The sequence below is a fragment of the Proteocatella sphenisci DSM 23131 genome, from assembly GCF_000423525.1.
GTDB classification, from domain to species: domain Bacteria; phylum Bacillota; class Clostridia; order Peptostreptococcales; family Filifactoraceae; genus Proteocatella; species Proteocatella sphenisci.
Window position 1 is genome coordinate 17,931 of the sequence record NZ_AUID01000009.1, and the last position, 12,857, is coordinate 30,787.

At 37.3% G+C, this 12,857-nt stretch carries 13 protein-coding genes; all 13 read right to left on the bottom strand.

The genetic code is table 11. The annotated features are described in order from the left end of the window. Window positions 1-43 precede the first annotated feature (43 nt). Window positions 44-1,534: a lysine--tRNA ligase gene (gene lysS / locus G558_RS0104420; RefSeq protein WP_028829096.1), complete on the bottom strand. Its 1,491-nt coding sequence runs from the start codon at window positions 1,532-1,534 to the stop codon at window positions 44-46. Between the two features lie 70 nt (window positions 1,535-1,604). Continuing rightward, window positions 1,605-2,096, bottom strand: a complete 492-nt coding sequence (gene greA, locus G558_RS0104425) for a transcription elongation factor GreA (RefSeq protein WP_028829097.1) — start codon at window positions 2,094-2,096, stop codon at window positions 1,605-1,607. 65 nt (window positions 2,097-2,161) lie between these two features. Beyond that, on the bottom strand, window positions 2,162-3,136 hold the full coding sequence (gene dusB / locus G558_RS0104430; protein WP_028829098.1) for a tRNA dihydrouridine synthase DusB: 975 nt from the start codon (window positions 3,134-3,136) through the stop codon (window positions 2,162-2,164). Between the two features lie 11 nt (window positions 3,137-3,147). After that, window positions 3,148-3,924, bottom strand: a complete 777-nt coding sequence (locus G558_RS0104435; RefSeq protein WP_028829099.1) for a type III pantothenate kinase — start codon at window positions 3,922-3,924, stop codon at window positions 3,148-3,150. 46 nt (window positions 3,925-3,970) lie between these two features. Further along, window positions 3,971-4,567: an ECF transporter S component gene (locus G558_RS0104440; protein ID WP_028829100.1), complete on the bottom strand. Its 597-nt coding sequence runs from the start codon at window positions 4,565-4,567 to the stop codon at window positions 3,971-3,973. 148 nt (window positions 4,568-4,715) lie between these two features. Beyond that, window positions 4,716-5,678, bottom strand: a complete 963-nt coding sequence (locus G558_RS0104445; RefSeq protein WP_028829101.1) for a P1 family peptidase — start codon at window positions 5,676-5,678, stop codon at window positions 4,716-4,718. A gap of 94 nt (window positions 5,679-5,772) precedes the next feature. Then, complete coding sequence (gene ftsH, locus G558_RS0104450; protein WP_028829102.1) at window positions 5,773-7,740, bottom strand: ATP-dependent zinc metalloprotease FtsH; 1,968 nt, start codon at window positions 7,738-7,740, stop codon at window positions 5,773-5,775. Further along, window positions 7,737-9,164, bottom strand: a complete 1,428-nt coding sequence (tilS, locus tag G558_RS0104455) for a tRNA lysidine(34) synthetase TilS (RefSeq protein ID WP_028829103.1) — start codon at window positions 9,162-9,164, stop codon at window positions 7,737-7,739. Before tilS ends, ftsH begins: the two co-directional genes overlap by 4 nt. A 27-nt stretch (window positions 9,165-9,191) precedes the next feature. Continuing rightward, entirely contained in the window at window positions 9,192-9,614 is a 423-nt protein-coding gene (locus tag G558_RS0104460) for a DUF1934 domain-containing protein (RefSeq protein WP_028829104.1), read from the bottom strand. A 66-nt stretch (window positions 9,615-9,680) separates the two neighbouring features. Further along, window positions 9,681-10,496 (bottom strand): glutamate racemase, encoded by an 816-nt coding sequence (gene murI, locus G558_RS0104465; RefSeq protein ID WP_330363796.1) that lies wholly within the window; start codon window positions 10,494-10,496, stop codon window positions 9,681-9,683. Window positions 10,497-10,510: 14 nt separating this feature from the next. After that, window positions 10,511-11,548, bottom strand: a complete 1,038-nt coding sequence (locus G558_RS0104470) for a D-alanine--D-alanine ligase family protein (protein ID WP_028829106.1) — start codon at window positions 11,546-11,548, stop codon at window positions 10,511-10,513. Between the two features lie 4 nt (window positions 11,549-11,552). After that, window positions 11,553-12,437, bottom strand: coding sequence for a 4-(cytidine 5'-diphospho)-2-C-methyl-D-erythritol kinase (gene ispE / locus G558_RS0104475; RefSeq protein WP_051188462.1), 885 nt, complete (start codon window positions 12,435-12,437; stop codon window positions 11,553-11,555). A gap of 163 nt (window positions 12,438-12,600) precedes the next feature. Beyond that, window positions 12,601-12,846, bottom strand: a complete 246-nt coding sequence (locus G558_RS0104480) for a Veg family protein (protein WP_028829108.1) — start codon at window positions 12,844-12,846, stop codon at window positions 12,601-12,603. Window positions 12,847-12,857 lie beyond the last annotated feature (11 nt).

The following is a 12,857-nucleotide window of genomic DNA, read 5'->3' on the forward strand; positions in this document are numbered from 1 at the left end:
ATCCTCTCCATGGTGGAAAGGATTTTTTTTGTGATTTTTTATATTATTCTGCTGATTCGTCTTTTATAGGTTTCATTGTCGGAAATGGAATTACGTCTCTTATGGATGCTGAGTTAGTAAGCAGCATTATAACTCTGTCTATTCCTATTCCAAGGCCTCCTGTAGGTGGAAGTCCAACTTCTATTGCGTTAAGGAAGTCTTCATCCATATCATGCGCCTCGTCATCTCCAAGCTCTCTTTGTTTCATCTGATCTTCAAATCTGCCTCTTTGATCAATTGGGTCGTTAAGCTCTGAAAACGCATTTGCTATCTCCCAGGTATTTACGAATGCTTCAAACCTATTTGTAAGTCTTGGATCATCTGGATTTCTCTTTGAAAGTGGAGAAATTTCTACCGGGTGGTGAGTTATGAATGTTGGTTCTATCAGATGCTGCTCTCCGTATTCTTCAAATAAAAGGCTTATTATATGTCCTCTTGTCATCTGTGAAGCTGTAAGTTCCAGACCTTTTTCTTTTGCTGCAGCTATTGCGTCTTCGTCTGTCTGTATCTTGTAAAAATCTACTCCAGCGTATTCTTTTACAGCATCTATCATTGTCATTCTCTTCCAAGGTGGCTTGAAGTCTATCTCTTTTCCCTGATAGTTAACCAGTGTACTTCCCGTTGCAGCCTCCGCCATATGAGCTACAAGGTTTTCTGTAAGTACCATTATCTCTTCGTATCCAACATAAGCCCAGTAAAGCTCCATGGCAGTATACTCTGGATTGTGCTTTATAGACATTCCTTCGTTACGGAACATTCTGCCCATCTCGTAAACTTTTTCAAAACCGCCTACAACAAGTCTCTTGAGATAAAGCTCATTTGCTATTCTCAAGTACATGTCTATATCAAGTGTATTGTGGTGCGTAACAAAAGGTTTTGCATTTGCTCCACCCGCTATTGTGTTTAGTATAGGTGTATCTACCTCTATGAACCCTCTTTGATCAAGGTAGTCTCTAAGGGCTTTAGTAGCTTTGTTTCTTAAAAGGAATGCTTTTTTTACTTCTGGATTTACTATCAGATCGACATATCTTTGTCTGTATCTCATATCTTGGTCTTTAAGCCCTGAGTGTTTATCAGGAAGTGGTTGCAGCGATTTAGTAAGAAGTACAGCTTCTGTAGCTCTTATAGATATTTCGCCTTTTTGTGTCTTAAATACAGTTCCTTTTATTCCTATTATATCTCCAATGTCATAAGTTATGAAATCATTGTAGCTGTCTTCACCTATCTTGTCTGATCTTACATATATCTGAACACGGCCTTCATAATCCTGAATAGTTACAAATGTAGCTTTTCCATGCTCTCTCATTAGCATTATTCTTCCGGCTACTGCAACATCTGTGCCTTCGAGTTCATCAAACTTATCGAATATATCTATGCTGTGGTTTGTAAAATCAAATTTTTCATGAACATAAGGATTTTTGCCTTGTTCCTGAAGCTTTTTAAGCTTATCGATTCTTACCTGCACAAGTTCGTTATAATTAGCTTCAATTCCCATTTTTTATCCTCCTGTTTTTAGTATTTTATTTGATGCCCTATAGTGGCTACGAAATCTTTCGTATTACAAACTATCTTCTTATCCCAACTACCTTTGCCTTTGCAACTCCATCGGGTACATTTATATTTGTCTTATCTCCAACTTTTTTTCCAAGAAGCGCACTGCCTACAGGTGATTCATTTGAAATTCTATCCTCTGAAGGATCTGCCTCAGCTGAACCTACTATTGTATATTCTTCAGTTTCTACAGTCTTGTCCCCAGGATACTTGATTTCAATTTTAACTACTGAACCTACAGTAACCTTCTCATGATCTATAGTTGACTCATCTATTATCTTGGCAGCGCCAAGCTGATTCTCAAGTTTGAAAATTCTTTCTTCCATCTGAGCCTGCTCATTTTTGGCTTCATCATATTCAGCATTTTCTGAAATATCTCCAAAAGATATAGCAACCTTTATTCTCTCAGCAACCTCTGCTCTCCTTACAGCTTTAAGATATTCCAGTTCTTCTACTATCCTGTCATATCCTTCCTGAGTTAAGAGTATTTCCTTATTCTTATCCATTTTCCCGTTTCCTCCAGTGTATATTAAGTATTTATAATCTTACATATTTTTAATATTATACAGAACTAGTCATTTTGTGTCAAGCTGGCCCTATAGTCTCTCATCATTTGTTTTACTTCATCAGCACTGTTGATGTGGTTTATATCATCTCGCATTTTGGCACTTCCATACATGCCCTTGAGATACCATCCCAGATGTTTTCTCATTTCTCTGACGGTTTTATCTTCTCCTTTATACTTTATAGAGAGATTGTAATGTTCCAGCATGACGTCTATTTTCTCTATATCAGATACTTCTTTTATTTCATTTCCACCCATAAAGTCCTTTATCTGGCTGAATATAAAGGGATTGCCCTGTGATCCTCTGCCTATCATATAGGCATCAGCTCCAGTTTTTTTTATGATAGAACTTGCATCTTCAATGGAGAAAATATCCCCATTGGCTATAACAGGGATCTTGACACTTTTCTTGACTTTTTCAATTATGTCCCAGTCAGCTTTTCCACTGTAATACTGCTCTCTTGTTCTTCCATGGATAGTTATGCAATCAACTCCTGCTGCTTCTGCATTTAGAGCAAATTCTACCGCATTTATAGAGTTTTCGTCCCATCCTTTTCTAAACTTTACTGTCACCGGAAGTTTTGAGGTTTTTTTTACTGAATCAATTATGCTAAAAGCAAGCTTAGGGTCTTTCATCAGTGCTGAACCCTCATTATTTTTGGTTATTTTGGGAGCCGGGCATCCCATGTTTATATCTATTATTTTAAATCGTCCAAGGTCACTTAATATAGAAGCCGCTTCTGCCATATATTCTGGCTCATGGCCAAATATCTGAACGGCAACGTCTCCTTCTTCGGGTTTTACCTCTAGCATAGAAAAAGTATTATCATCACCATAACTTAATGCCTTTGCATTTATCATTTCCGTATATAGTAATGAAGCTCCATATTTTTTACAAATCACTCTGAAGGGAAAATCTGTTACACCTGCCATAGGTGCCAGAAAAGTTTCTCCCTGAGTAACAAAATTGCCTATTTTCAAATCTCTACTCCTTATTTGCTCTGTTTATTCTTTTCATATATCATTTTCAGTCCTTCGAGGGTAAGGTTCTTGTCTACTATACTTACGTTTTTTGTTTCAGATATTATAAGACTTGACAAACCCCCAGTTGCAACAACTTTAACATTTTCTTCTCCGGACTCCTCTATCATTTTTTCTACGATGTTGTCTACCATACCTACGTATCCAAAAAATATACCAGCTTGAAGTGCAGTTGTCGTATTTCTTCCTATAACTTCGGTGGTTTCAATTATTTCCACTTTATGAAGTTTTGAAGCTCTTTGAAAAAGTGCTTCACTGGATATTTTAATTCCTGGAGTAATTGCTCCCCCAAGATATTCACCTTTTGCATTTATATAACAAAATGTAGTAGCTGTTCCAAAGTCAATGAGTATAAGTGGAACTCCGTATTTCTCAACTCCGGCTACAGCATTTACTATCCTGTCTGCTCCTACCTGGCTTGGATTTTCGTACTTTATATTTATACCGGTCTTTATTCCAGGCCCAATAATCATAGGCGTTTTCTGGATATATTTCATCACGAAGTTTTCGAGTGAGTGCATAACCTCAGGTACAACTGAGGATATTATTACATCTTCTATCGATGAAAAACTTATGCTGTCTATCAAGAAAAGTTGGGCTATAATAGCGCCATATTCATCTGAAGTCTTGTTTATATCCGTTCCTATTCTAAAACTATTTTTTAGGATATTGCCTTCATAGACTCCCACAACTATATTTGTATTTCCAACATCTACAACTAATAACATATTTTTTCTCCAAGTTTAAGACTTAAATTTCTATTGTTTTTATATATTAATTTTTTACCACTTTCTTTATTGCCATTACCGATGCCGCTGTCACAATCGCTGCGACTATCATCTCTGGAAGACCGTTTGTGGTAGCTATTCCCATAAAGAATGCGAATGCTCCCCCTTGCGGAAGCCCAAGCGAATCAACTATTCTCTGCGCATAAAGTACATATGCAGAACCTAGAACTAATACTGTATTTACAAGTGTTCCAAATGCTCCTGACATAAATAGTACAGTTTTTTCGTTTTTTATGACTTTTTTTACTGCAATATAGAAATAATATGTCAAAATACCTATCAGTACTCTGGGAACCACAGATACAAGTGGATTCAGAAATATGAACGATATTGGGGTTGGCGTCATGAAACTTTTTATCATTGAAGAAATTCCAAATATGAGTCCTACCATAGCTCCTACAAAAGGGCCTTCTACTATAGCTCCAATTATTACTGGTATATGCATTGTAGTTACATTTGCAAGCCCAATTGGAATAAATCCAAGAGGTGTGAATCCAAGGACAACCGAGATTGCACCAAGCATTCCTGTGATAGTCATTTTTTTCGTTCTTCCACTTCCCGTACTTGTTTTTTGAGTTACCATTTTAATTAATCCTCCGTTACGGCTCCTTATGGATGCCGTTCTAATAAATTTGTTAACATTATCTTTGATTTGATTTCACATAGGAATATCAATCTAACTTCATTATTATATGACATATTTTTGATTTTTTCTACTTTTTATTCAATTATTACAGAGTATTTTTTTTAATTTCCATAAATCCTTTTATTTTATTTATGCTTTGTGCATTCTTTACAGCCTCTATAACTGCTTTCCTTACAGCTATCTGAGCTGCTATACATATTTGATCTATAGAGCATTCAATCATTCCGGTGGCTGCTGTGAATATTGTATCTCCGTCCATAGAAGTATGTATTGGACTGATACTTTGGGCTAATCCGTTGTGAGCTACCTGAGAAACCTTCTGACATCCTGCCTTGTCAAGCCTTGCGTTAGTTATTACGCACCCTATAGTTGTGTTTCCGTTCATAAACTCTCTTTCATTAATACCTCCAAGTATTATTTCGGCAGTATTAACAAAATTTCCTTCAGGATTAAGTGCTCCGGCTATTATCCCGGTTTCATCAAATACATCCCCCACCGCATTTACACACATGAGGGCCCCTAATTTCAATCCATTTCCAAACTCTGTCTCATAGTATCCTATTCCACTTTTCATTGAATTTTCAGGCCCCATTATCTTCCCTACTGTGGCCCCGCATCCGGCCCCATAATTGCCTAGCTCGAATTCTTCATTTAAATTCTGGCAGGCTTCATAGCCCATTTTTATATCCGGTCTTATGTTTGATTTGCCTATGCCCAGATCAAATATTATGGCCTGTGGTACTATGGGCACTATGACGTCTCCTACGCAAACTCCTTTGCCATGTTCCTCCATATACCTCATAACTCCGCCCGCAGCATCCAGCCCATAAGCTGAACCTCCTGAAAGTACTATAGCATTAACTTTGTCCACAGTCCTTCCCGGCCTGAGCAATTCCGTTTCTCTTGATCCTGGTGAAGACCCTCTAACATCGAGTGAAGCTGTGGCTCCTTCTTCAAATGCAATCACCGTAACCCCTGTAAGCGCATCCATATCTTGAGAGTGACCAATCTTAACTCCCCTTATTCCTATCCTTGATGTTTTTTGCATACAAATTCTCCAGTTTTTTTATATTTAAAGTTAAAAAAACAGACTGGAAATATACTCCAGTCTGTCCCTGTAATTTCCCTAAAAATAAATATTTTTATTCTTCAGGATTTTTTTCAGTTTTCTCTTCTTCTGCATTAGCATTAGCATCAGCAGTTTCAGTTTCAGACTTATTCTCTAAAGACTCAGAGTCTTCCAGAGTTTTTTGGGTCTCTTCACCATTAAGATCTATCTCATTTTCACTAAGATCCAGCTCGCCATTGAATGCTTTAAGATAATTTTTAGCGTCAAGAGTCTCGTATTTGAGAAGTGCCTGCGCTACAAGATGAAGCTTGTCCGTGTTTTCTTCAAGCAGTTTCAATGTAGTCTGGTATGCTTCGTCTACAAGTATCTTTATTTCTTCATCAATTATAGATGCTACTTCTTCTGAGTAATTTCTCTTTGTTGCAAAGTCTTTTCCAAGGAAGACTTCTTCTGAAGGATCTACAAATGCCATGGCTCCAAGCCTGTCGCTCATTGCATATTTAGTTACCATGCCCCTTGCTATCTGAGCAACTCTTTCAAGGTCATTACTTGCACCAGTTGAAATATCCCCAAGTATGAGTTTTTCTGAAACTCTACCTCCAAGAAGATGTACCATATGTTCTTTGAGTTCAGTTTTGGTCATGTAGTATCTGTCTTCTTCTGGAAGGATCATTGTAAATCCTCCAGCTTTGCCTCTAGGTACTATAGTAACCTGATGAACTGGGTCTGTGTAGGGAAGCATAGTTGCTACTACCGCATGCCCTGCTTCATGATAAGCTGTAAGTTTTCTTTCTTTTGGGCTTATTACTCTTGATGTTTTCGCAACCCCAGCTATCACTTTTGTTATAGCTTCTTCTATTGTCTGATTATTTATTTTGAGTCTTCTTTTCCTTACTGTAAGCAGTGCAGCTTCATTCATAAGGTTTTCCAGGTCTGCCGGTGTAAATCCAGGCGTACCTTTGGCTATATGTTTAAGATCTACGTCTTCAGCAAGTGGTTTGTTCTTTGAATGAACTTTTAGTATAGCTTCTCTTCCTTTTACGTCAGGAGATCCTACCATTACCTGTCTGTCAAATCTTCCCGGTCTCAAAAGAGCTGGGTCAAGGATATCTGGTCTGTTTGTAGCTGCCATGATTATAACGCCTTCATTGAGCCCAAACCCATCCATCTCAACCAGTAGCTGGTTTAGAGTCTGTTCTCTTTCGTCATGTCCTCCGCCAAGTCCTGCCCCTCTTCGTCTTCCAACTGCATCTATCTCATCTATAAATATTATGCTTGGTGCGGATTTCTTAGCCTGTTCAAAAAGGTCTCTTACTCTTGATGCTCCAACCCCTACAAACATTTCAACGAAATCAGATCCTGATATTGAATAAAATGGAACGCCTGCTTCTCCTGCAACCGCTTTACTCAGATATGTCTTACCAGTTCCTGGAGGACCTACCAGAAGTACTCCTTTAGGTATTCTCGCTCCAAGTTCAATGTATTTTTGTGGACTCTTGAGAAAATCCACTATTTCTTCAAGTTCTTCTTTTTCTTCATCCAGACCTGCAACGTCTTTAAAGGCTATCTTTGGAGAACCATCTTCTTTGTGAATCTTGGCTTTTGATTTTCCAAAGCCCATAACTTTTGAGCCTCCACCTTGTGACTGCTGCATGAACATATACCATACTCCAACCATTACAAGCAGCATAAGCAGTGTAGGCAGCATGCTTATTATCCATGATGGCTGAGGAGGATCTTGTCCCGTTACTTTAAGTGCTCCTGTTTCTGTCTGAGTAAGAATAATCTCAGTCAGCTTGTCATTGTTGATAGCATAAGGAACCAGAGTACTGAATTCCGTGTTATCTTTTTTAAGCTTTCCTGTTACTTTGTTTTCCATTATTGTGAGTTCAGTTATCTGTTCACTCTGAAGTTTTGTGTAAAACTCCGAAAACGATAATTCCTGGACTTCCTGTGCTGGGCTTCCTAGCAGATTTATCATTGATACTATTAAGACGAATAACAGTATATAAAACGTCGCCCCTTTAAATAATTTTTTCAAATTCCTGCTCCTCCTTGTGGATCATTGATTTTAATATTTCTGATACTTATTCTTATAACTTCTTTTGTGGAATCTGAAATCTTGGCCTCTTCGCTCATGCAGTATCCTGCAAGCCAGAGTATTTTTTCATCATCACAAATAACTGGGATACTGTTCCTTTTTTCAAGAGGAACTTTGTTGTCGATTAATATGTCCTTGACCTTTTTGGTCCCCCCCAGTCCAAGAGGTTTTATTTTGTCACCATTTCTACGATTTCTTATGGTTAGTTTTCCTGATATATTCTCCACATCAAATGACTTGGTGGAATTACCAGTAGCAAACATTTTGGATTTTTCTTTAGAAATCCTATGTGCCTCTACCCTTATACCCAATTCTTCTATTATTATGGACTTATTAACTGGAATTTCAATCTCGTATTCAATTGTTTCATTTTTAATTTCTTTTCTTGTGATATAGAGATAACTCCCCTTCTTATCAGCTATGATTCCTTTGGGAAGGTTTATCTTTGCTTCTTTTTTAGCATTTTGCATTAAATCCAGTATATCATCCAGATGGACCGTTTCAAGGCCCTTATAGGTTCCTTCTATATCTTTGTAGGCATTTCTTAATATGCGCTTGGTAATTGATATATCCTCATATTCGATAAGGTCCAAATCTATTCTTACTGTATCCTTATCTATCAATGAGGACATGATTTTACATCTTTCATCGGCCGTTTTTTCTATATAGCAACTGTCTTCTCTCAGGCCGTTTGCCATTCTTGAGAGTATTTCTTTTATGTTTGAAGCATATTCACGCTCAATATATGGAAGCAAATGTATTCTTATTTTATTTCTTGTATATTCATCTTCCAGATTGGTGTGATCTATTCTTGCTTCCAGTTTGTTATCTTTGCAGTAATTTTCTATATCATGTTTAAGGACATCCATAAGTGGGCGTATTATTCCATCTGGTCTTTTATAGTCCATCCCCTTAATTCCATTGAGGCCCGTGCCTCTCATTATCCTCATCATTACAGTTTCAGCCTGATCGTCGAGGTTGTGAGCAACAGCGATTTTGTCTGCTCCTACTTCTTTTTTGAGCTGAAAGAGCATCTCGTACCTTAAAATCCTTGCCGCTTCTTCCATGGTAAGTTTTTTTTCTTTGGCATAGGAGGGAACGTCCACAGATTTAAGAAAGCACCTTATCCCCAGCGACTCACAAAACTCCATAGCGTAGAGCGCGTCCTTGTGCGCTGCAATTCCTCTTATCTGGTGATTAAAGTGAGCAGCATATAAAGTGAAACCGTACTCTTTGCTCATTTTGCTGAGGATATGGATCAGACATACTGAATCCGGCCCCCCTGAGAGCGCTACGATTATCTTGTCTCCTTTTTGAATTAAACTTTCACGTCTTAGCGTATCCATGACCTTATTTTCTATCACCAGGTTCCATCTCCTTTTCGAGTTATTTTAGATCACTTCGATCTTCATAACATTTTTACCCTGAAACAGTCCCTTGAGAGATATACTGTACTCTACTTCAAGATCGAGTTTAAATGGTTCGTCTTGTTGATTGAAGGAAATGCGATTTGTCAATATCTCCAGGGGTATATTACCCATAGGAGTGGTCATCAGGCTCTCGAACCTTCTTTTATTCTCAAACACCATTTCAGAATCATGCTTTCCTATTCTTTTAAGTTCTACCTTATTGCTGGTCATTTTTATCTTTGTTGTAGTATCTTCAAGACCCGAAAGTTCACTTTCTTCATATACCAAATAATGGTTGTTATTCTTTTTAGTGTATTTTGCTTCTGTCGTCAGTTCTATTACGTCTGAAATGTTTGTAGCATTATCGTGCTGAACTGTTTTTATCTTAATTACAATATCTTTCAAGTTTTTCACCTATTTTCAATTATTCAAATACATCATATCAAAAAAAAGCCTTTTTATCAATAATAATCAATATTTTTGTATCTCTACCACAGAAATGTTATCAAATGGTTTTTGAATAAAGTTCTGCCCTATATTCATGAACCTCTCCGGCATGTCAGAAACAAAATATTTATAATCTGGCTTTTGTGTCTGATTATTTATCAGATTTTTTTCTTCAAGCAGCTTTTTAAGATCAAGCGCTGTTTCTTCCGCTGGATTTACCAGCTTTATCTTATTTCCCGTAATCTTTTTTATTGTGCCTGCAAGAATTGGATAATGCGTACATCCCAGCACCAAAGTATCAATATCAGTCCCGTTGAAGGCGCTCAGATAGTCTTTTGCAGTAAGAAGAGCAACTTCAGTGTCTGCCCAGCCTTCTTCTACTATAGGCACAAAGAGTGAGCACGGTTTTGAATATACATCTATTGTGCTTACCAGTTTGTGTATCTCCATCTCGTAGGCTTTTGAAAAAACTGTACCCTCTGTACCTATAACCCCAATCTTGTTGTTCCTTGTGCTTATTACAGCCCTTTTAGCTCCAGGCTTTATAACTCCTATTATGGGTATGTTATAGCGTTCCTGGGCTTTTTCCAGGCTTCTTGCGCTAGCGGTATTACAGGCTATTACTATTGCCTTTATGTCTTTCTCAAGAAGGAAATTTATAGACTGATAGGTATATTTGGTAACGGTCTCTGAAGACCTCGTACCATAAGGTACTCTTGCAGTATCTCCAAAGTATACTATATTTTCATTTGGAAGCACCTTGGAAATTTCTTTGAGCACAGTAAGCCCCCCAAGCCCCGAATCAAATACTCCTATTGATTTTGTTCTCATATCTTCCATTCATTTTCTCCTTGCTATAATTGCTCGAATGAAAGTTCTATCAACTTAGTTATAAGTTGTTTGTATGAAACACCATCATGCTCCATTAGTTTTGGATACATACTTATTTTAGTAAAACCTGGCATTGTATTTATTTCATTCAAAATCACGCTTCCATCTTTTCTGTCTATAAAAAAATCTACTCTTGAGAGTCCTGTGCACTCAAGCGCTCTGTAAGATTTTTCTGCTATTTCTTTTATTTCTTTTATTTGCTCCTTAGTAATCTCAGCTGGAATCTGAAGCTTGGATGTGCTTTTTACATATTTTGTTTCATAGTCATAAAAATCATCGTTAATGATTATCTCGCCAGGTGTGGATACTATTATATCATCTTGATTACCCAGTACAGACACTTCAATTTCTCTTGCGTCCACGCCTTCTTCAATCAAAAGCTTTGTATCGTACCTAAATGCTGTCTTTATTGCATTCTCGAGTTCATTGTAGTTCTTTACTTTGGTGATTCCAACGCTTGATCCCATATTTGCCGGTTTAACAAAAAGAGGATAAGTAAATCCTTCTAAAGCTCCCCGCACATCCTCTGTATCATGATTTTTTTTCACAACAACATATCTGCTTTGTCTTACATCTTCCGCATTAAGAATCTGTTTTGTGTATATCTTGTCCATACAAAGCGCTGAACTCATCATTTTGCAGCCTACATATGGAATCCCCGAGTAGTCGAGTATCCCCTGCAGCCTCCCATCTTCACCGTAAGGCCCGTGAAGTACAGGGAATATACAATCCAGTTCAACTGACATATCTGTCCCATATATACCTGCAGGGTTTTCATTTCCAAGTATATCAACCCTGCTGTCTGATACAGCGCTTTCCCAGCTACAATCCAGCATCATATCCGGACTGCCTGTAAAATGTCTGAATTTGCCCTCTTTAGTTATACCTATAAGATAGACTTCATATTTATCTGTGTCTATATTGTTATATATCGAATTTGCAGATATACACGATACCTCATGCTCTGCTGATTTTCCACCAAACAAAATTCCTATCTTCATATTTTCACCTGTTCTCTATAATTAAAATTGAGTCCTTCACTGTTTTTGTCATGTAAACATCTCTGTAAATTTTTGAAAAATACTCATATGCTTTTTGCATATCATACTTGTCTTCAAATATCCCAAATACAGTTGACCCACTCCCTGTCATCATGGCTTTTGGACACCCGTACTCCAGGTGGAGCTTATCTATTATACCTTTCATTTCAGGAACAAATGTTAAACTTGTTTCATAGAGGACATTACCCATATTTTTGTATAGATTTTCTGTGTCATCTTCATTTATGGCTCTTACAAGCTCTTTGTTGTCAGGATTTTGAGGCAATTTATCCAGATTAAGCCTTTTGAATATCTGCGAAGTTGAGATTCCCCAGTCAGGCTTTACAATTAATATATCAAGGTCAAGATCTTTGAGCTGAGTGAATTCTTCTCCTATCCCTTGAGCCAAAAGAGTCCCTCCCCTGAGACAAAAGGGCACATCTGCCCCCAGTTCGAGTCCAATCTCCATAAGCCTGCCAACACTGAGAGGATTTGAATTTAGATAGTTCAGCCCTGCCAATACTCCAGCAGCGTCTGCACTTCCTCCTCCCATTCCCGCACCCGAGGGAATATGTTTTTCTATAAATATATTATATCCCTGGCAAGATTCAGTCTCTTCAAGAAATCTCTTCGCTGCTTTAAATCCTATATTTCTTGCGTCAAATGGAATTTTATCCGTGTTTCCCGAAATTGCTATCTGACCTGTATTATTTTTAGATATGAAAATTTTGTCACTTATATCAACTGTCTGCATTACCATAGACAGAAGATGATAGCCATCTGATCTTTTTCCTTTTACTTCAAGGGAAAGATTTATCTTTGCTCTGGCTATGATATTTATGCTGTTCATATATTTCCTCTTTCAAATTTCTATTAGATATTCTATTATACTATTACTTTAGTATTTTTTCTATAGAATAATATCATTTTATATAGTCAATTCAAACAAATCCAATTGTTTTTGAACGTAAAAAATCACTATTCAATATATATGTATCGAATAGTGATTATGTTTAATCTCTTATTAATTTGATCTGGACGTTTGATGTCAAAATGTCCGAGTAGCTATAAGATACCCTACTTATGACTTCATCATCAATCCCATATTTAACTATAAATATGCTGGGATAAGTAGCTTCTAGCAAGCCTGTTCTTGTGACTATTTTTTTTCTTCCTTTGTTAGCCTTTACGACTATCTTTTTACCCACATATTTCCCTATACCTTTTTTTATATCTTCTGTAGTAAGTGCCTTATTCATTTTACACCCCC